Genomic DNA, 19336 nt, shown 5'->3' with positions numbered 1-19336 from the left:
TTAACCATCAAATGAGAACTATTTTTGACATCAGGGGGTGCTGACGTGCAGTTCACGGCCCAGATGACTGATCAACCAGGCAACGCTGTCGGCGTTTGCGAGTTGGACCGACAGCCTGGCCATTGGGTCTTTCCTGAATGTGTGGCGGGCACCGCTCAGGTTTTCTGCGCCGGTCAGGGCCAGAATATGCTCCTTCACACGATCGGTATCTTCTCCGGAAGTGCTGCCCAAGTCCTCCCACTCCGCGGTATCTGGGTCCTGGACCATAAACAGCCGGGTAAGGGGAGTTTTCAGCGACAGTGCGGTGCTTTGCAGTTCGCTTAATGCTTTTTTCAGAGCCCTGGCGATCGGGGTAGCTGTTCCGATCAGATCGGGAAAAGGTCTGCCGGAATCAACATAGGAAATATCCGAAGCCTTGCAGGCCGTGTGGGCGAGCTCATGAATCAGCGTCGCCGCTCGGGAATGGGTATTGATAGGGAAGGCCGTGTCGGAAAGATGCTCACGGTAATGACTGAATCCGGGCGCGAAGAATTTTTCTGCCAGATAGATCTTTTGTTTTACATCCGCTGGAACGGTAAAGCCGTACGTATGTTCCGCCCCTTCGATCAGCCGGCCCACCACAAAACGCTTCGACTTGGCATTCCTGAGCGTGGGGTCCAGCAACGCTGCAAAAATATCGCCCACCACTTTTTCGAGTTTCTCCACCTGGGCCGCTGACACCGACGGCACGTCGATGAAATCCATGATGAGCTGATGTACGGGAGTGACCGTTCCGTCGGTCGATTTCAGCAATTCCAGATTCCGAAAGGCATTCCAGGCGTAGGTGGTCGCCAGGTCCAGCGCGGAATCAATCTGACGGGCCTTCTGCGGAAACAGTTGGCGGATCCGGTGCATGCCATCGGCGTCGACATTCATGCCCTCCCAAACCGTCAGGGCCGTCTCCAGCCTGCTGACGAGGCCAGGACGGGCCGCCGACGGTTCCCTGTCCAGCATCCATTGTTTCGCTACATTCTGGCGCAGGCGAGGCCCCCGTTTTTCTCCGTCGCTGATGCGCCAGCGGGTGCCATGTTTGGCGACGGGATAGACTTTACCCTCCACCGGTCCGTAGTGCTTTTTGGTCGTCGGGTGCGTGTAGAGCCCAAGCGTAGAGTCGTGTGTCAGCGACCCCAGGTCGACTTCGAGGCTTTCATGTCGCTGCAGTCGAGTGCGTTCCGGTGCTGTTATATCGACGTTCTGCCACTTGGCTCGAGTGTCAGGGGGTTGCGTCGCAGGCACGACCGGAGACGAAGGATGCTGCGATTCATCTCCCAGCGACAGGCGTAACGAGGCCAGTTGTGAGATGCCGCTGATAAACGCGCTGATCGCTGCGCCCCATTTGTGCGTCTGAAGGTCTTCGGCGGACTGCTTGATATCGCGATAACTGCGCCACACCGTGAGGGGGTAAGCGAGTTTGCCCATGCAGAACGAAAAGGCCTCGTGCAAATCTTCGCCCAGCACCTGCTTGATGGTTGCCCATTCGCCTTGCTTCTGGTTATCCGACTGAAAACCGAGTAATCGCCCCAATAGCGCGGCATTGTCATTGAACAAATGCTGGAACAGATTCCCTTGGACCGGGTTGGACGCCAGCGTGACCGGCGCCAACTGGGGGCTGTTGGTCATCATCCGGTATTGCACCTGCGTGCGGTCAGGCTGAGGAAGGTTCATGAGCACCCAATCCAACAATCCGCCGTGGGACTTCAGTTCCGTCAGCAATTGTGTTTCGTTGGCGTATTCCTTGACTCCGTGCTGCGGACTGTGAGGCGCGACAAGCACGTGTGGCGCCTTGCTATCGGCTTTGGAGCCGATCAGATAAACGCCAGGCACTTTGATCGACCGCCCGTTCCTGATACCCAGAAATTCCAGCGGACGAATGATCGCGTTCGCACCCTCGATTGCCGCACGGGCGATGGCGTCGGGCATGTCCATGACTTGCCGGATCAGGTCAAACCCCGTCTTGCTCAGACGCTCCTGGAGTTTTTCCGCGTGGGCGTAGTGCATCAGTTGCCACGGCAATTGGGTATGGAACCGTTTCCTGCGCCCCGCGTTTGCCTTTGTGTCTGCGAGGGCGTCACTCAAGATCTTTTGCTGATGCTCGCCCGGTTTCAGGTTGCGTATCAGGTCTTTGATGTAGCTTTCGTCCATATCCTCGGGAATCACAGTGGCATCCAGCGACACCAGTTTGAAATGGGCCTTATCCAGATCCTCAAGGTGATTCAACGCAAAATCAGTCAGGATTTGCGGCCTGACCGCAGCGCCTGGGCGTGCGTTGATGCGGACCTGAACTTGATCCGGATCGATGTTGAACGTGTCTGCCTTGAGCTGTTTCTCAAGTTCATCGTGAGCCGTGCGGCGCAGTGACGGAATACCGGCAAGGTAGTCCTGATCGTCTTTGACGTTATCGAGGTATTGCTGCAGCAGTTCGCCATGCAATATCAAGTCTTTGACCGGCACTTTTGCCAGCCAGGCCGGCAATTTTTGCCGGGTCGTCAGGGACTGGGCAATGTCCCTGGCGCGGCGTAGTCCCGTCTGGGGCTCGCGTAGCCCCACCAGATTCAAAAGGCTGGCGAGTGGCGTGGCAGGGAGCTTCGTGGCTAGCGCGCGGCTGACCAACGTTTTGTCCAGATGGACATAGGGTTTTTGCAGGTAATCGAGAAAATGGCCAAAGATCTGTTGCAGCGGCGCCAGCGTGTAAGTCATTCCCGGCAATCGCTCGCTGCGGCCAAGATTCTCCAAAAGGGTTGTTCGCTGATCATCGTCTTTGAGACGTCGACCGAGTTCGTCCAGCAGCGGCGTCAAAGCCTTGAACGCTTCGAACCCGAATGCAGGTGTCCACAAGATCGCTTTGCCCGAATGCATAGGGTCCAGGCCACCTCGCTCAGTCAGCAAAAAACAACTGGCCAGTTTCAGCACGTCTGTCCCATCGCCGGCCTTTAATGCCAGGGAGAAGACATCGGGCAAGAAACCGTTTAATGCCGCGCGTTGCAGGTGTACCGGGGAATCGAGCACGGTGCTGACGATGGCCTGTTCTGTCGGCCCCAGCGTGCGGGTGACAGCGCGCAGCTTCAGTTCACTGCGCAAGGCTGTTGACAGGGTATGCGTAAAACTCGATTGCAAGCTCGCCACCGATGAGCTGACGAGGTCCAACGCCTCGGTCAGCGTGCTGGTTGTTGCGGGAATGGCCGGGTGGCTTTCAAGGCGCTGGTCAAGCGCCTGCTCAACGGTATCAAGCAGTGCCAGTTCGGCTTTGGCCGACTCGGCGCGCACGGTGGCCGGTCGCGCGCTCCGGCGATGGTCGATCCGGGTACTCCAGCGCCCCCCAGCGTCGCTGGTCAACAGTCGGTCATCAATCAAACCCCGGACGTCCAGCGCCTTATCGATCAAGGCATAGGGGTTTAGCGTGCCTTCACTTTCGCGGTACAGACCCAGGGCATGGCTCAGGTTATCCCGCTGTTTGACCAGAATGTCGGCCATCAATTGTTTAAACACCGGGCCGACGACTGTTTTGCCTTCAATCACGCGCTCATCCGGCTCGAACGCCAGAAAAGTCTCGCGTTCGTTCAACGACATGAAATTGAATAACGTGTCTTCATGGCCTTCGCTTTTCATCATCTGCAGCACGATGTTCCTGACGGCTGGCAAATTGCTTGTCGCCTCGATGCCTCTGGATGGGGTGTACAGAAAGCCCAAGGTGTTGACGCTCCCGATCATCAAGGAGGAGGCCAGTTCGGCGAAATGCTTGAGGGGCGCGGTGACACGTACCTTTTCGATACGAAGCGGATCTCTCCTGTCAGGCGCAAGGCTGACATTCATCAGTTTCAGGTATTCCTGCGTCGTCAACGTCCCTTGTTGACGCTGGTTGAGAAGTCTCATGTGGAAGGTGTCGCGCAGGCACTCGGTGAAGAATTCCAGCCGTGACAGCCCGTTGCTCATGGGGGTATTCCAGAATGTGTCGAGCAGGCTTTGCAGATGAGGCGTAAAGCTGTATGCGATCTCTTTTATTCCGTTCTCCCAGGCCAGGTTGTCGGCGTCGCTGCTCACACCGTGTTCGGGGTTGGAAAAAACCCTGGAATCACCCGTAGGCCAGTGATGGGTCAGGTAAAAGTGCAACAGGGCATCGCTCAGTGAGTACGATGAAATCGTGTGCTGGTTTTCGCTGTCGTCGAGGGCTGAAATTGTCCTGACAAAACTCTTCAGGCGCGTCAGGCGCTGGTCCAGTTTGGGGAAGGGTATTTCCAACGCGTTCTTGAGGACGTCGTCGAGCATCGATTGCAGGGTCGGTGCCTTGACCAGTTCGGCCATCATCGTGGTGAGGTCTTGCGCCTGATTGCGGTCGAGGATGAGCTGCTGGTCCTGGAAGACCGCGCCTTCGATTTCTTTCGTTGCAATGTCGGGTATCGCGCTGGCCGGTAAAGACGTGCGCTGTTCGATGGAGAGAAAACGCAACAGCTCTCGCTTGCCGATGGTCTGCGCCAGCCACTCCTTGAGCCGGCTTTTGAGGTCGTCCATGTCGGCGAATTTGATCAGGCCTTTCCACGGCGTGTAGAGCGTGACTTCGCCATCGTCGGGTCGACTCATGGCGAAGGCTCCAGCCAATGGGATATCCGGGGCACCCGTCACCCGCAGCAACAGCTGACAGGCGAACATCGGGTCTTTATGCGTGATGCGGGCGGTGTGGGTGGCCCGATACACATGCTTCAACCACTTCAGGTCATCCATCGAGAACATCAGCGTTTTCTCGCGATCCCCTGGCTGTTTGGCAATGGAGGCGCGTTCTGCTTCGTCAAAAAAATACGGCAGGGAGGGATCAGTCATGTGTTTTTCTCAGTGTCGCGACCGGCGCTTGATCGCGGGTCGTCAGGTCGGGAAAAACACTACGGTCATTGAAAGGCGCCGGTGCGGTACATATTGCTTGAGCGGAGCAGGCGCTCGAGACTTGACAGGACGCCGGTACAACAGCGCTTAATCGACGTCTGCTGTTGGTTGCCGAGCAACCTCGTTTCCCCTGGTGCCCGTATTCAATAATAAAACTGGAGCTTCAGATGACCGCAACGCCCGAAGTGGCCGTCAGTTCGACCACCCAATCGCTCGATTTCGACGCGCTCGTTCTATTGCTTGAGCAAATTTTCCTGCGCCACGGCACCTCCGCCGAAGTCGCCAAGACCCTGGCGTTGAACTGCGCCGGCGCTGAACGCGATGGTGCCCACAGCCATGGCGTGTTTCGTATTCCAGGTTATGTCTCGACGCTCAAGAGTGGCTGGGTCAATGGCCAGGCCGTGCCCGTGGTCGAGGACGTAGCCTCGGGGTTTGTCCGGGTTGATGCCGACAACGGTTTTGCCCAGCCCGCGCTTGCGGCCGCCCGAGCCCTGCTGGTGGAAAAAGCCCGCAGCGCCGGGATTGCGGTGCTGGCAATCCGTAACTCCCACCATTTCGCGGCACTGTGGCCGGATGTCGAGCCGTTTGCCTATGAAGGGCTGGTGGCGTTGAGCGTGGTCAACAGCATGACGTGCGTGGTGCCCCACGGCGCCGATCGGCCGTTGTTCGGCACCAACCCGATCGCCTTCGCCGCGCCCCGGGCTGACGGTGAACCGATTGTCTTTGACCTGGCCACCAGCGCCATTGCCCATGGCGATGTGCAGATTGCCGCGCAAAAAGGTGAGCGCTTGCCAGCGGGCATGGGCGTGGACGGTCTTGGTCAGCCGACTCAGGATCCGAAGGCGATTCTGGAGGGTGGCGCGTTGCTGCCGTTTGGCGGGCACAAGGGTTCAGCGCTGTCGATGATGGTGGAACTGTTGGCGGCGGCCCTGACCGGCGGCAATTTCTCTTTCGAGTTCGACTGGAAGAACCATCCGGGCGCCAAGACGCCGTGGACCGGGCAACTGCTGATCGTGATTGATCCGAGCAAGGCGGCCGGACAGAATTTCGCCGAACGCAGTCAGGAACTGGTCCGTCAGATGCACAGCGTGGGGCTCAAGCGCCTTCCGGGTGATCGACGTCATCACCAGCGAACCAAGTCCAACGCGCAAGGTATTCAACTGGATGCCCAGACATTGGCGAATTTGCGAGAACTGGCAGGGCTCTGAAACGCATTTTGTAGGAGCCAGGCTTGCCGGCGAAGGCGTACTTGAAATCGCCTTCGCCGGCAAGCCCGGCTCTTACAGCTTCAATGTGTTTCTGTTTAACGGATTAACGACGGCCCAGCAACAACCCGACCACCAGGCCGAAACCGGCTGAGATCGCGACGGTCTGCCATGGATGGCCACCGATGTAGGTTTCCGTCGCGTCGACCACCGGTTTTGTGCGGTCGCGAACGCTGGTGACCGAATCCCGGGCCTGCTGGAGTTTCTGGGCGATTTGCCCGCGAAGGGTCTCTGCTTCCTCACCCACCAGTGAAGCGCTGCTTTTCAGCAGTTTTTCCGACTCTTCGATCAGGGCTTGAAGTTCGCTGAATGCCTGATCCTTGATCTGGTCATTGGCAACTTGTGCGGCGGTTTTCCGGGCCATTGGGTACTCCTTGCAGGTAAATGGGCAGTGAACAATGGAGTCTTGCACGATAGAAAAAGTTGCAGTGGATTTGCACGTCGACTGTATGCCGAGGAAAAAATCCGGAGTCGGACATTTCGCCCTACAGTGTAAGATGTCGCCTATTTTACGCAGCAGGTAACTCCCATGAGCTTCAATCTGGCCGACAAACCCCTGGCTGAGCGCGCAGCGCTTGAAGATGAGAAATCCCGTCTGTTCGACCTCTGGCAAAGCAACCTTGGCAAATCCAAGGGCGAGGCCGCGCGGTTGTTTGGCGAGCGCGCCAAGCGCAAGGGCAAATGGGCGGAATGGGTTCGTGCAGAACTTGACGCCATGTCGCCGCCGGAATTCGCGAACATGGTACGCAGTGAAGTGAACCGCTTGATGGCCGCCAAGTAAGGCCCGCCTTTCACGCAAAACTCGCGACAATGGCCTCGCGCACTTTCAACACCACCGGATCGAGTTGCGTGCTGGTGCGCCAGCCCAATTCGATCGGGTAGCGCGGCAAGGCCAGAGGGCAGGGCAGCAGCGCCAGTCCGCAGAGCGCCGCAATGCTTGCAGCAGCATGCGCCGGAATGGTCGCCACCGCCTGACTGCCCTTGAGCAGGTGTGGCAACGCAGCAAAGTGCGTGGTCGAGGCGCACACCCGCCGATTCAGCCCCAGCGCTGCCAACCCCTCATCGGTGATCCCGATAAAGCCGCCCGATGACACCAGAATGTGCTCGCGGGCGACGAACTCCTCCAGCGTCATGGTCTGTTGCCCCTGCGCCAGGCTGAGCGGATCCACCAGGCACAGATAACCGCCTTCACCCAGCACTTGACGACTGAGCAACCGCTCGGTGAACCCGCCTGCGGTGATCGCCAGATCAATGCTGCGTTCCATCAACGCCTGAGCGACGATCTGACTGTGCGTCTGCCGAAAGATCAGGCGCAACTTCGGCGCACTGTGGGCAATGGCCTCGATCAATCGTCGACCGTAGGCAATCTCGAAATCATCCGATAACCCCACCGTGACCGAGCGACCGTCGTAGTGATTGGCCGCTGGATCGACCATCGCCAGGCTCTGCCGGCATTTGTTCAGCGCGTCACTCACTACCGGTTTCAACTGGTTGGCCTTGAGCGTCGGCGCCAGGCCACGGCCGGTGCGCACGAACAACTGATCGCCATACAGTTCGCGCAGCCGCCGCAACGCCGCGCTGACGGCCGATTGCGTCACGCCCAGGCGCAGCGCCGCACGGCTGGCGCTGGACTCTTCATGCAACGCTTCGAAGACTTTGAGCAGGTTGAGGTCAACGGTGGCGATATTCATTTGGCTCATATCATTCAGCAGTGAATCGGGCTGTATACATGATCCTGTGACGCATCAGAATGAGCAACACCTCATTGCTATCGGAGTGACCGCCATGCCCAAGTCCAGTGTTGCAGCGTTGCAAATCGGCGCCTCGCCCGGCGGCAAGGCCGAAACCCTTGAACAGATTCTTGCGTGGGAAAACGCGATTATCGAATCAGGCGCCGCGCTGGTGGTGATGCCGGAAGCGGTGTTGGGCGGTTATCCCAAAGGCGAGGCGTTTGGCACGCAATTGGGCTACCGGTTGCCGGAAGGCCGCGAAGCGTTTGCCCGGTATTTTGCCAACGCCATCGACGTGCCCGGCGCCGAAACTGAAGCACTCGCCGGATTGTCGGCCCGCACCGGGGCCAACCTGGTGATCGGCGTCATCGAGCGCGCCGGCAGCACGTTGCATTGCACGGCGCTGTTGTTTGATCCGCAGGCCGGGCTGGTCGCCAAACACCGCAAACTGATGCCGACTGGCACCGAGCGATTGATCTGGGGCAAGGGCGACGGCTCGACGCTGCCGGTGATCGACAGCCAGGTCGGGCGGATTGGCGCAGTGGTGTGCTGGGAAAACATGATGCCGCTGCTGCGCACCGCGATGTACGCCAAAGGCATCGAGGTCTGGTGTGCGCCGACAGTGGATGAGCGGGAAATGTGGCAGGTCAGCATGCGCCACATCGCCCATGAAGGACGCTGCTTTGTGGTCAGCGCGTGCCAGGTCCAGGACTCACCGCAGGCCTTGGGCGTGGAGATCGCCAACTGGCCGGCGGATCGGCCGCTGATTGTCGGCGGCAGTGTGATTGTCGGGCCTATGGGTGACATTCTGGCGGGGCCGCTGCGTGAGGGCGCGGGATTGCTGGCCGCTGAAATCGACACTGACGACTTGATCCGCGCGCGGTACGACTTTGACGTGGTCGGGCACTACGCGCGCCCGGATGTGTTTGAGCTGACCGTCGATGAACGGGCCAAACCGGGTGTCCGCTTCACCACATGACCCCCTGTGGGAGCTGTTGCTGTTCACATAAAACCTGTGGCGCCTGCGCTAAAGTGAACAACACTACCTTGTGGGAGCGGGCTTGCTCGCGAAGAGGCCATAACATTCAACATCTATGCTGAATGTGCCGGCCTCTTCGCGAGCAAGCCCGCTCCCACAATGGCGTCGTTTTACCAGTTGCCCGCAGTCGCGCCCGGCAAGCTCAGTTTGCCGGTGTCGACAAAACGCATCGTGCCAAACAAACCACCCGCCAGTTTGCCCCGCAGCACGTAAGGCAGGTTATTCAGCGTTTGCGTCTGGCTCAGCCCCAACGTCTGGCGAATCACCGAAAACGCCGAAACGCTCACCGGCACGCTCAACACGGTTTCGGAAAAGCGTGCAATCGAGCCCGACTGATCGCTGACCCCGGAGGCCAGCGGCTGGCCGTTGACCTCCAGGTCCAGCGCCACGCCGTTGTAGTCGATGGGTGTTTCATTAGGGTTTTGCACGCGGATCTTCACGGCAAAGCGCACTTCCATGTCCTGGCTTTGCAGCGGCTCGATGCCGACCACATTAATGTTCAACGGGTCGCGATGGGGGAAGAGGGCGCAGGCGCTCAGGGAGAGCAACAGCAGGGAAAGGATGACGGCGTGGACGCTGCGCATGTAGACGCTCTCATAAAAAAAAGGGCTGACCCGCCACTGGCTCAGCCCTCGAGCTTTCTAGCGGTTCAACTGTGCGACCGCTTGAGGCCGTGCGGGTTCACCCTTGGCCGGGACATCGGGGTTTTCCATGACCTGGAGGATTGAAGCTTCCGGGTCGAAATCGTCCTCTTCCAGCTCGATGAACTCCTCGGGCAGGAAGATGTTCAGCACGATAGCGCACAACGCCCCGACGGTGATTGGCGATTCGAAGATGTTGTGCAGCGCCTTCGGCAACTCGCGCAACACCTCCGGCACCGCCGCAACCCCCAGCCCCATGCCGATGGAAATCGCCACGATCAGCATGTTGCGTCGATGCAAGCCGGCTTCGGCGAGGATCTTGATCCCGGCCACCGCCACGGTGCCGAACATCACCAGTTCCGCGCCACCGAGTACCGGTTTGGGCATCAGTTGCAACACCGCGCCGATCATCGGGAACAGCCCCAACAGCACCAGCAGGCCGGCGATGAAAAACGCCACGTAACGGCTGGCCACGCCCGTCAACTGGATCACGCCATTGTTCTGCGCGAAGGTCACCATCGGCATGCTGTTGAACACCGCCGCCATGGCCGAGTTCAGGCCGTCAGCCAGCAGGCCGGATTTGATCCGACGGATGTAAATCGGGCCCTTGACCGGCTGCCGGGAAATCATCGAGTTGGCGGTCAGGTCACCAGCGGCTTCCAGCGGCGACACCAGGAAAATCACCGCCACCGGCACAAACGCCACCCAATCAAAATTAAAGCCGTACTTGAACGGCACCGGCACGCTCATCAGCGGCACGTCGGGCAGGCTGGCGAAATTGACGTCGCCCATCAGCCAGGCGACGACGTAACCCAGCGTCAGGCCAATGACAATCGCCCCGAGGCGCAGGAACGGCACATCGACCCGGTTCAACACCACAATCGTGCCGAGCACCAGCGCCGCCAACGCCAGATGACTCGCCGCACCAAGGTCCGCCGCGCCGAAGCCGCCGGCGATGTCGGTCATGGCGACCTTGATCAGCGACAGGCCCATCAGGGTGATGATGGTGCCGGTCACCACGGGCGTGATCAGCATCCGCAACTTGCCGATGAACTGGCTCAACACCACTTCGATGAACGCGGCGAAAAAGCACACGCCGAAGATCGTCGAGAGGATTTCGTCGGTGCCGCCACCCCGGGCCTTGACCATGAACCCGGCACTGAGGATCACGCTGATGAACGAGAAACTGGTGCCTTGCAGGCACAACAGGCCGGAACCGATCGGGCCGAAGCGCCGCGCCTGAACAAACGTGCCCAGGCCCGAGACAAACAGCGCCATGCTGATCAGGTACGGCACTTCGCTTTGCAGGCCGAGGGCGCCGCCCATGATCAAGGTCGGGGTGATGATGCCGACAAAACTCGCCAGTACGTGTTGCAGGGCGGCGAAGACTGTGGCGGTGAGATGCGGGCGGTCGTTGAGGCCGTAGATCAGGTCGGAACGGGACTGGGGTTTTGCGTGTTCGGAAGAGGTCACGAGGAAAGCGCCAGGGAGCGGGTCAAAAATGGAGGCGCAGGATGCCAGAAAGCGGCGAAAGATCAAAAGATCGCAGCCTCGTTACACTCGACAGCTCCTACATTGAAATGCGATCCCCTGTAGGAGCTGTCGAGTGAAACGAGGCTGCGATCTTTTAATCCTCAGGCAAACGCCGCCAGCAAATCCTCTTCAAAGGCTTTCTGCGCATCCCCCGGCACCTGCGCACGATGGCGCGCCAGGTGAAATGCCACATCAAAACTCAGGTCATCCCGGCGCACGGCGCGCAGCAAGCCTTTTTCTTCCCAGCTACGGGCGAAATGATCGGGCAAATAACCCACATGCTTGCCGGAAAGGACGAAAGCGAGGGTGCCTTCGACCTGCTCGGACCGAGCTGAACATAATTTGCCTTGAAACGGCTCGTCGCTGCGAAGAAAACGATAGGGATGATCAACCCGGTCACATGCCTGCAACGCCAGATCGTCCGGCGCATCGTCGGTAAACAATGGATGCCCAGGGGCGCAGTACAGGTGCTGGGTTTCGCTGAACAACTCGCGGTAGTCAAACGCGCTTTGTACCTGGGAGAAATAGCCGATCGCCAAATCCAGTCGTTGTTGCAGCAGCAGGCGTTCCATTTCGCCGGGCATGGCGCTCATCAACTCGATGCGCACCGACTCGTTCCGCTCACGAAAACGCCGGATCGCCTCGGCGACTTTTTGCAGCACCGATTGGTCAAGGGCTTCGGACAAGCCCAGGCGCACTTCGCCGATCAACCGTCCTGCCACGCCATTGGACTGATGACGGAACGCTTCGATGGACTCAAACAGCCCGCGCGTTGCGCTGAGCAACTGTTCGCCCTTGGGTGTGATCCGGAATCCACCCTTGCCGCGACTGCACAGTCGATAGCCGAGTCGGGTTTCGAGTTTGGCCATTTGTTGGCTGATGCTTGACTGGCTCAACCCCAGTTCACCTTGCGCTGCGCTGAACCCGCCGCACTCCACCACGCGGACAAACAATCGCAGCAGTTGCAGGTCGAGGTCGTGGAGTTGACCGAGCATCAAACATTATTCCGCAATAAAGTCAGGTTAACAAACTTGATATTTCGCCAATGTAACCGAGCGCGCACGCTGCAACCACTTCCTCTGGTCAGGTGTTCGTCATGGCTCCCGTATTCAAGCTGTGTTTGCCCGCGCTGTTCCTCGCCATGGCCGCGTCGGCCCAGGCTGAGGAAAAGACCCTCAACCTCTACAGTTGGGCCGATTACGTGGCGCCCGAAACCTTGCAGCGTTTCGAAAAGGAAACCGGGATTCACGTGCGTTACGACACGTTCGATTCGTCGGAAGTGCTGGAAACCAAACTGCTGACCGGTGGCAGCGGCTATGACGTGGTGGTGCCGTCCTCCAGCGTCCTGGCTCGCGGCTTGGCGGCCGGTGCGCTGAAGGAGATTCCTCACGAAGGGCTCAAGGGTTACGCCAACCTCGACCCGGACCTGTTGGAAAAACTCGCCGCCGTCGACCCCGGCAATCGTTTCGGCGTGCCGTATACCTGGGGCACGCTGGGCTTGGGGTTGAATGTCGAGGCGGTGCAAAAACGTTTGCCGGGGGTGCCGCTCAACAGTCTCGACTTGCTGTTCAAGCCGCAATACGCAAGCGCGCTGAAGGACTGCGGCATCGCGATTCTCGATTCGCCGCAAGAAGTGATCGGCCTGGCGTTGCACTATCTCGGTAAAGATCCCTACAGCACCGACAAGGCGGATCTGACCGCCGCCGAGGCCTTGTTGCATCAGTTGCAGCCCAATGTGCTGTACGTCGCCACCGGGCGGCAGATCAACGATCTGGCCAATGGCAGCGTGTGCCTGGCCTTGACCTACAACGGTGACGCCAGCATGGCCGCCGACCAGGCGCGCAAAGCCAACAAACCCTATGAAGTGGCCTACCGGATTCCGAAGGAAGGCACGCTGGTCTGGCAGGACAACCTAGCGATTCCCAAGGACGCGCCGCACCCCGAAGCCGCCCGGGCGTTCATCGAATTCATGCTGCGCCCCGAATCCGTGGCGGCGCTGACCAACACACTGTTCTTTGCCACAGCCAACCAGGCCGCGACGCCGCTGGTGGACGAAGCCGTGCGCACCGACCCGGACATCTTCCCGCTGGCCGACACCCGCGAACGGCTGTACGCCGACCGCAGCATGAGCCTCAAGGACATGCGTTCGCGCACGCGCCTGTGGACCACTTTCCGTAGCCGCCAATAAATAAAAAGGAGATCACCATGGACGCCCCGATGCAAAACGATCAGGCCATCACCCGCGACAGCCTCTACGGTACTGCCGCCGAAAGCACCTACGCCGGTATCACCAGTTTCATGCGCCGTCGCTACAGCCGTGATTTGCGCGGTGTCGACGTGGTGGTCAGCGGCGTGCCTTTCGACACCGCCACCAGCAACCGTCCCGGTGCGCGCTTCGGACCGCGCGGCATTCGCGCCGCGTCTACCGGCATCGCCTGGGAACGCCACTGGCCGTGGACCTTTGATCCGTTCGATCATCTGGCGGTCATTGACTACGGTGATTGCGACTTTGATTACGGCTCGCCGCACTCGGTGCCTGAGAGCATCGAGGCCCACGCCGAGCACATCCTGAATGGCGGTTGCGCGATGCTGACGTTCGGCGGCGATCACTTCATCAGCTATCCGCTGCTCAAGGCCCATGCGCGCAAACATGGTCCGTTGTCGTTGATTCACTTCGATGCCCACAGCGACACCTGGCCGGACGAAGAGGGCAAGCGCGTCGATCACGGCACGATGTTCTGGCACGCGGCCAAGGAAGGTCTGGTGGATCCGTCGCGCTCGGTGCAGATCGGTTTGCGCACCACCAATGATGATCACCAGGGCTTTCAGGTGCTGGATGCGCGGCAAGTGCATCGGCAAGGGTGTGAGGCAATCGTCGAGGCGATTCGTGCGCGGGTGGGGGATAACCCGGTGTACCTGACGTTCGACATCGATTGCCTCGACCCGGCTTTCGCACCGGGCACCGGAACGCCGGTGTGTGGAGGTTTGAGTACGGTGCAGGCGCTGGAGATTCTTGGCGGGTTGCGCGGGATCAATCTGGTGGGCATGGACGTGGTGGAAGTGGCGCCGGCCTACGACCATGCGGACATTACTTCGCTGGCGGCGGCGACGTTGGCGATGGAAATGCTGTGCTTATACGCGGCCAAACATAAGGTCGACCGGTAAGACGCCTTCGCGGGCAAGCCTCGCTCCTACAGATTTGCAGCGAACACAAAGTCTGTGAACGCCAAAAACCTGTAGGAGCGAGGCTTGCCCGCGAACCTTTTTCAGGCCACTGGAATGATCGGCAGGTCGAGGGTTACGGCTCCGGTAAACCGTGCAAAAGACCCGGCAATGGATTCATGCGGCACACCTTTCGCCACCTCACTTATCCCATCCAGCCGCGCCACTTGCTCCGCATTCAACTGCACCTGCAAAGCCCCCAACGTCGCATCCAGCTGCTCCCGCGTGCGCGAACCCAGAATCGGAATCAGCGCCGTCGTCGAGCGCGTGGCCTTTTCACGCAGCCAGGCAATGGCCACGTGAGTCGGGCTGGCCCCAATCTCCGCCGCAACGGCCAGCAAGGTATCGAGCAGGGCGGTTTCCCGTGCGCTTTTTTCGGCGTGAATCAGCATGCCGAGTTTGGCGGCGCGGTTGTCACCATCATTGTTGCGGTACTTGCCGGTGAGGAAGCCGCCACCCAGCGGCGACCATAACGTCGCGGCCAGGCCCAACGCCTCGGCCATCGGCAGTTGTTCACGTTCAGCCGTGCGTTCGGCCAGGCTGTACTCGACCTGAATCGCGGCAATGGGCGAGAAGCCGCGCACTTCAGCCAACAAATCCGCGCGAGCGATGCGCCAGGCCGGAAAGTTCGACAGCCCTGCGTAGTGAATCTTGCCGGCACGCACCAGGTCGTCAAAGCCGCGCAGGATCTCTTCCATCGGCGTGACGCCATCGCTCATGTGCGCCCAGAACAGGTCGATGTGATCGGTGTTGAGTCGTTTCAGGCTTTCTTCCACGGCGCGAACCATGTTCTTGCGGTTATTGCCGGTGTGGGAAATGCCTGCGGCTGGCGTGGTCCCCAAGGTGTATTTGGTCGCAATGACCAAGCGATCACGCTCCGCTGCAATGAACTCGCTCAGCATGGCTTCCGACTGGCCGCCCTGATAGCCGTTGGCAGTGTCGATGAAGTTGCCGCCGGCTTCCAGGTAACCATCGAAAATGCGCTTGGCTTCGTCACGCTCGGCGCCATGGCCCCAGCCGGTACCGAAATTGCCGGCGCCCAGCGCCAGTTCCGAAACCCGCAAGCCGGTTTTGCGACCGAAGACTTTGTAATGCATGAGGTGAACTCCTGGAGAACGACGGCGGGATCAATTTAAATGTCTAGCAACATGTATTTAATATGATGCGAGTAATATGAGCCGTCAAGGCGCTTTTCCATTCAGGGCAAAACAGCCGACCACCGGGTGGATGGAGTTCCTTTGTAGGAGCTGTCGAGTGAAACGAGGCTGCGATCTTTTGATCTTGATCTTTTACGCACGCATTGCGTCGGTTGGGCAAAGCAACGGCAAGATCAAAAGATCGCAGCCTCGTTTCACTCGACAGCTCCTACAGGGGGCGCGTTGAGTTTACTCGTGCGCGTGAGCTCAGGCCGGCCGGTAGGCGCCTCGCTTTTGATTTTGATCTGCCCCACAACATCGCGCCCCCCGGGGAATTCGCTACTGCCAGTTTCTGACAGCAGCCTCTGCTAAGCTCCGACGACTTTTCAGGAAAGAGCCTGCCGATCGTGTCGCGTACCACTCGTTTACTCACTTTGCTGCAAGTGCTGCGAGGCAAAAGTCGTCCGGCCACGGCCGCGATGTTGGCCGGCGAGCTGGAGATTTCCGAACGCACGCTGTACCGCGACATCGCTGAGCTGACGGCGCTGGGCGCACCGATTTTCGGCGAGGCCGGTGTCGGTTATGTGTTGCGCAGCGGTCTGTTCCTGCCGCCCTTGATGCTCAATGCCGACGAAACCGAAGCCATCGTGTTGGGCTTGCGTTACGTCGATCAGCGTGGCGATGAGGTGTTGAGCAAAGCCGCGGCCGACGCACTGGCAAAGATTGCGGCGGTGTTAGACCCTGAAGCTCAGGACGCCTTGCGCAACCCGACGGTGCTGCCAGGCCCGCGCGGTTATGGTTATCCGCAAAATGCCGTGCCGTTGAACGTGTTTCGCCAGGCCATCCGCGATCAGTCGAAGCTGAACATCGACTATGCAGACGTCCATCAAGTGCCCAGTCAGCGGTTGATCTGGCCATTGGCGCTGGGCTTTCTCAATGAGGTGCGGATCATCGTCGCCTGGTGTGAATTGCGCAGTGCCTACCGCACCTTTCGCACCGACCGTATCTCGGCCGCCCATGAACAGGGCGAGCGTTACCTGGGGCGACGCAGCGACCTGTTGCGCACCTGGCACAAGCAAATGCAACTGGATGACGCCGGACGTTTCACTCCTGACAAGAACTGACACAGACCTGTTTTAGCATGGCTCCAGAATCAAACAACAAGGAGCCGCACCCATGTCCAATCCAGCCTCTTTACTGGCACCCTCCATCGCCGCCTACATTGCTGCCGCCAATGCCCGCGACACCTCGCGGGTCGGCAGTTTTTTCGCTGAGGATGCCAACGTGTTCGATGAGGGCCAGCACCGGATCGGCACGCAAGCCATCGCCCAATGGATGCAAGACACCGCGCAGCGTTATGAACCACGAGTCGAAGTACTCGACGTTCAGCAACGCACCGGCAAAGTGCTGGTACACAACCTGATTTCCGGGACGTTTCCCGGCAGCCCTCTGGAACTGCGTTACATGTTCCGTCTAAACGATCAGGGCAAGATCGCCCGGCTAGACATCTCTCTGTAAATCCAGACGCCGTGGCATACTCCCGCGCATGAATGTCGACTCTCCCCTAAGCGCCTGGCAACACGCCATCGAACAAAAGGGCTTCGTCCAGGACGAAGCCCAGGAACATGCCGTGTGGGCGCTGCAAAAATGCCACGAAGCCTTGCATGAAGGGCGCACGCCGGTCACCGGCGTTTATCTCTGGGGCCCGGTCGGGCGGGGCAAGACCTGGTTGATGGACCAGTTCTATCAAAACCTCAAGGTCCCGGCCCGACGCCAGCACTTCCACCACTTCATGGGCTGGGTGCATCAGCGCTCGTTCCAGCTGACCGGCACCGCCGACCCGTTGAAGGCATTGGCCCGAGAGTTGAGCCAGGAAGTGCGGGTGTTGTGTTTCGATGAACTGTTCGTCAATGACATCGGCGATGCGATCATTCTCGGGCGTTTGTTTCAGGTGATGTTCGAGCAGGGCGTGGTGGTGGTCTGCACCTCCAATCAGCCGCCGGACCAACTGTACGCCGATGGCTTCAACCGCGACCGTTTCGTGCCCGCCATCGAGGCGATCAAACAGCACATGCAGGTGATCGCGGTGGACGGCGGCGAAGACCATCGCCTGCACCCGGGCGCTGGCCTGCAACGTTATTGGGTGGCGGCGCCCGGGCAACCCAGCGCGCTCGGTGAAGTGTTCAAGGGCTTGACCGTCGGCCAGTCAACGTCCAGCGAGCCGATCACGGTCGGTTACCGTTCGATCAACGTTGTGCAGGCCAGTTCGACGGTGCTCTGGTGCCGCTACGCCGACCTGTGCGAGCAACCGTTTGCCGCCATGGACTTCATGGCGCTGTGCGACACCTTCAGCGCTATTCTGTTGAGTGAGGTGCCCAACCTCAGCGCGCAGAAACGCGAAGGACGCATCGCCCGAGGCACCGAGGACGGTGCCGAGCGCGTGGTGGCCGGTGATCGCGAGCTGCCGCAATTGTCGGTGCATGACGACGGTGTCCGGCGTTTCATTGCGCTGGTGGACGAGTGCTACGACCGCAAGGTGCCGCTGTACCTCGAAGCGCAAGTGCCCATGGCGGCGCTGTACACCGAGGGTTATCTGGAATTCCCGTTCCGCCGCACATTAAGCCGTCTACAGGAAATGCAGCTGCAACGTTTCGCCGAAGCCTGATGGCCGGGAGCCGCGAATATGAATCAGCCTCTGTCTCACCATTTGTTGACCATGGCGTACCAGAATGCTTGGGCCAATCACCGACTCGCCAAGGCGTGGAATCAGTTGAGCCCGGCAGAACTGGCGGCACCGCGCGTCAGCTTCTTCCCCAGCCTCATTGCGACCCTCAACCACATCCTCACCTGCGACTGGTTTTACGTGGATGCGCTGGAGCGCGAGTTGCGCGGTGACGATCCACACCCTGATTGCTATGTGTTCTTTGCCCAAGACGAACCGTTCGCGGTGGGCGCCGATCTGCAGCGTGAACAGGCGCATGTCGACCGTCGCCTGATTGCCTACTGCGAGCAACTGCGCGACGCCGATCTTGGGCGAATCGTGACCATCGCCCGGGACACGCCGCAACATGACAGCCGTTTGCGCCTGCTCTCGCACCTGTTCGAGCACCAGCTTCATCACCGCGGCCAGGTGCACGCCATGCTCAGCGGCACCTCGGTCAAACCGCCGCAACTGGACGAGTTTTTCTGTGCCGGCGAATCGCGCCTGCGGGCCGAGGATTTTGCCGAGTTGGGCTGGACCGAAACGCTGATCTGGGGCGTTTGAAGCAGGTTCGGGTTGTCGACGAATGCGCCTCGCGATAATGTCCGTCGACCTCCCGGCGCGAGCGACGCGCCGGGACAACTTGACGGGACGTTGACGATGGAAATGGAATCCGCAGAAATTCTGGTACTTCAAGCCAGCTACACCAATCCGCTGCATGCCGAGGCCATCGGTGTCGTGCTCAATGCCTATGCTGAAGACCCGATGGGCGGTGGGCACCCGTTGCCCGAAGACATCCTGCAACAACTGCCGGGGGAACTGGCCAAGCGTCCCCATGCGTTCAGCGTACTGGCGTTTGTCGGCGGTGCGCCGGCCGGGCTGGTCAATTGCTTCGAAGGTTTCTCGACGTTTGCCTGTCGGCCGCTGGTCAACGTGCACGATGTGTCGGTCGCGCCGAAATTTCGCGGCCTGGGGCTGAGCCAGAAGATGCTGCAAAAGGTGGAAGATATCGCCCGTCAACGGGGCTGCTGCAAGATCACCCTGGAAGTCCTCGAAGGCAATGCTGTCGCGCAGGCGTCCTATGGCAAGTTCGGATTCGCGCCCGGCATGTTCGACCCGGCCCATGGCCGCATGCTGTTCTGGACCAAAGAGCTTTAA

17 protein-coding genes are annotated in these 19336 nt (G+C 59.7%); 10 read left to right on the top strand and 7 right to left on the bottom strand.

What is annotated here, in order from left to right; genetic code table 11:
* Positions 1–30: 30 nt before the first annotated feature.
* Positions 31–4851: a dermonecrotic toxin domain-containing protein gene (locus ACA049_RS15980; protein WP_497328286.1), complete on the bottom strand. Its 4821-nt coding sequence runs from the start codon at positions 4849–4851 to the stop codon at positions 31–33.
* Positions 4852–5078: 227 nt separating this feature from the next.
* Here ACA049_RS15980 and ACA049_RS15975 point away from each other — a divergent pair, with 227 nt between their 5' ends.
* The gene (locus ACA049_RS15975; RefSeq protein WP_497328285.1) at positions 5079–6119 is read left to right on the top strand and encodes an Ldh family oxidoreductase; all 1041 of its coding nucleotides are present in this window, start codon (positions 5079–5081) and stop codon (positions 6117–6119) included.
* A gap of 103 nt (positions 6120–6222) precedes the next feature.
* Here the strand turns inward: ACA049_RS15975 and ACA049_RS15970 are convergent, their stop codons facing one another.
* Complete coding sequence (locus tag ACA049_RS15970) at positions 6223–6540, bottom strand: ElaB/YgaM/YqjD family protein (protein ID WP_497328284.1); 318 nt, start codon at positions 6538–6540, stop codon at positions 6223–6225.
* Positions 6541–6705: 165 nt separating this feature from the next.
* Between ACA049_RS15970 and ACA049_RS15965 the strand changes: the two genes are divergently transcribed.
* Complete coding sequence (locus ACA049_RS15965; protein ID WP_010460650.1) at positions 6706–6957, top strand: hypothetical protein; 252 nt, start codon at positions 6706–6708, stop codon at positions 6955–6957.
* 10 nt (positions 6958–6967) lie between these two features.
* Here ACA049_RS15965 and ACA049_RS15960 read toward each other — a convergent pair whose 3' ends face one another.
* Positions 6968–7876: a LysR substrate-binding domain-containing protein gene (locus ACA049_RS15960; protein WP_497328283.1), complete on the bottom strand. Its 909-nt coding sequence runs from the start codon at positions 7874–7876 to the stop codon at positions 6968–6970.
* An 85-nt stretch (positions 7877–7961) separates the two neighbouring features.
* On the opposite strand from ACA049_RS15960, the gene ACA049_RS15955 reads away from it, so the two are divergent.
* Entirely contained in the window at positions 7962–8885 is a 924-nt protein-coding gene (locus ACA049_RS15955) for a carbon-nitrogen hydrolase family protein (protein WP_497328282.1), read from the top strand.
* 170 nt (positions 8886–9055) lie between these two features.
* Here ACA049_RS15955 and ACA049_RS15950 read toward each other — a convergent pair whose 3' ends face one another.
* The 3 genes from ACA049_RS15950 to ACA049_RS15940 all read right to left on the bottom strand — a co-directional run bounded on the left by ACA049_RS15950 (position 9056) and on the right by ACA049_RS15940 (position 12114).
* A complete protein-coding gene (locus ACA049_RS15950; protein WP_497328281.1) occupies positions 9056–9529 on the bottom strand; it encodes an LEA/WHy family protein in 474 nt (157 codons plus the stop codon).
* Between the two features lie 57 nt (positions 9530–9586).
* Positions 9587–11059, bottom strand: coding sequence for a nucleobase:cation symporter-2 family protein (locus ACA049_RS15945; RefSeq protein WP_497328280.1), 1473 nt, complete (start codon positions 11057–11059; stop codon positions 9587–9589).
* Positions 11060–11220: 161 nt separating this feature from the next.
* Positions 11221–12114, bottom strand: a complete 894-nt coding sequence (locus tag ACA049_RS15940; protein WP_497328279.1) for a LysR family transcriptional regulator — start codon at positions 12112–12114, stop codon at positions 11221–11223.
* A gap of 101 nt (positions 12115–12215) precedes the next feature.
* Between ACA049_RS15940 and ACA049_RS15935 the strand changes: the two genes are divergently transcribed.
* Both ACA049_RS15935 and speB read left to right on the top strand, forming a co-directional pair.
* Entirely contained in the window at positions 12216–13307 is a 1092-nt protein-coding gene (locus ACA049_RS15935) for a polyamine ABC transporter substrate-binding protein (protein WP_497328278.1), read from the top strand.
* Between the two features lie 17 nt (positions 13308–13324).
* Positions 13325–14284 carry an agmatinase gene (gene speB / locus ACA049_RS15930; protein ID WP_497328277.1) on the top strand — a complete coding sequence of 320 codons (960 nt, stop codon included), beginning with the start codon at positions 13325–13327 and terminating at the stop codon, positions 14282–14284.
* A gap of 101 nt (positions 14285–14385) precedes the next feature.
* Here the strand turns inward: speB and ACA049_RS15925 are convergent, their stop codons facing one another.
* A complete protein-coding gene (locus ACA049_RS15925; RefSeq protein ID WP_497328276.1) occupies positions 14386–15438 on the bottom strand; it encodes an aldo/keto reductase in 1053 nt (350 codons plus the stop codon).
* A 446-nt stretch (positions 15439–15884) separates the two neighbouring features.
* Here ACA049_RS15925 and ACA049_RS15920 point away from each other — a divergent pair, with 446 nt between their 5' ends.
* From ACA049_RS15920 to ACA049_RS15900, 5 genes are all read left to right on the top strand, one after another.
* A complete protein-coding gene (locus ACA049_RS15920) occupies positions 15885–16601 on the top strand; it encodes a helix-turn-helix transcriptional regulator (protein WP_497328275.1) in 717 nt (238 codons plus the stop codon).
* 52 nt (positions 16602–16653) lie between these two features.
* Positions 16654–16995, top strand: a complete 342-nt coding sequence (locus ACA049_RS15915; protein ID WP_497328274.1) for a nuclear transport factor 2 family protein — start codon at positions 16654–16656, stop codon at positions 16993–16995.
* 28 nt (positions 16996–17023) lie between these two features.
* Positions 17024–18142 (top strand): cell division protein ZapE, encoded by a 1119-nt coding sequence (zapE, locus tag ACA049_RS15910; protein WP_497328273.1) that lies wholly within the window; start codon positions 17024–17026, stop codon positions 18140–18142.
* 18 nt (positions 18143–18160) lie between these two features.
* A complete protein-coding gene (locus ACA049_RS15905) occupies positions 18161–18742 on the top strand; it encodes a DinB family protein (RefSeq protein ID WP_497328272.1) in 582 nt (193 codons plus the stop codon).
* A gap of 102 nt (positions 18743–18844) precedes the next feature.
* On the top strand, positions 18845–19336 hold the full coding sequence (locus ACA049_RS15900) for a GNAT family N-acetyltransferase (protein ID WP_497336881.1): 492 nt from the start codon (positions 18845–18847) through the stop codon (positions 19334–19336).

This window comes from Pseudomonas sp. LBUM1662 (assembly GCF_059695915.1).
The sequence above is the reverse complement of the archived record's forward strand: the minus strand, read 5'-3'. Positions and strand labels throughout refer to the sequence as shown.

Excerpts from the sequence above, each read along its gene's own strand:
- ACA049_RS15980 (WP_497328286.1), bottom strand. The coding sequence starts at position 4,851 with ATGACTGATCCCTCCCTGCCGTATTTTTTTGACGAAGCAGAACGCGCC.
- ACA049_RS15975 (WP_497328285.1), top strand. The coding sequence starts at position 5,079 with ATGACCGCAACGCCCGAAGTGGCCGTCAGTTCGACCACCCAATCGCTC.
- ACA049_RS15970 (WP_497328284.1), bottom strand. The coding sequence starts at position 6,540 with ATGGCCCGGAAAACCGCCGCACAAGTTGCCAATGACCAGATCAAGGAT.
- ACA049_RS15965 (WP_010460650.1), top strand. The coding sequence starts at position 6,706 with ATGAGCTTCAATCTGGCCGACAAACCCCTGGCTGAGCGCGCAGCGCTT.
- ACA049_RS15960 (WP_497328283.1), bottom strand. The coding sequence starts at position 7,876 with ATGAGCCAAATGAATATCGCCACCGTTGACCTCAACCTGCTCAAAGTC.
- ACA049_RS15955 (WP_497328282.1), top strand. The coding sequence starts at position 7,962 with ATGCCCAAGTCCAGTGTTGCAGCGTTGCAAATCGGCGCCTCGCCCGGC.
- ACA049_RS15950 (WP_497328281.1), bottom strand. The coding sequence starts at position 9,529 with ATGCGCAGCGTCCACGCCGTCATCCTTTCCCTGCTGTTGCTCTCCCTG.
- ACA049_RS15940 (WP_497328279.1), bottom strand. The coding sequence starts at position 12,114 with ATGCTCGGTCAACTCCACGACCTCGACCTGCAACTGCTGCGATTGTTT.
- ACA049_RS15935 (WP_497328278.1), top strand. The coding sequence starts at position 12,216 with ATGGCTCCCGTATTCAAGCTGTGTTTGCCCGCGCTGTTCCTCGCCATG.
- speB (WP_497328277.1), top strand. The coding sequence starts at position 13,325 with ATGGACGCCCCGATGCAAAACGATCAGGCCATCACCCGCGACAGCCTC.
- ACA049_RS15925 (WP_497328276.1), bottom strand. The coding sequence starts at position 15,438 with ATGCATTACAAAGTCTTCGGTCGCAAAACCGGCTTGCGGGTTTCGGAA.
- ACA049_RS15915 (WP_497328274.1), top strand. The coding sequence starts at position 16,654 with ATGTCCAATCCAGCCTCTTTACTGGCACCCTCCATCGCCGCCTACATT.
- zapE (WP_497328273.1), top strand. The coding sequence starts at position 17,024 with ATGAATGTCGACTCTCCCCTAAGCGCCTGGCAACACGCCATCGAACAA.
- ACA049_RS15905 (WP_497328272.1), top strand. The coding sequence starts at position 18,161 with ATGAATCAGCCTCTGTCTCACCATTTGTTGACCATGGCGTACCAGAAT.
- ACA049_RS15900 (WP_497336881.1), top strand. The coding sequence starts at position 18,845 with ATGGAATCCGCAGAAATTCTGGTACTTCAAGCCAGCTACACCAATCCG.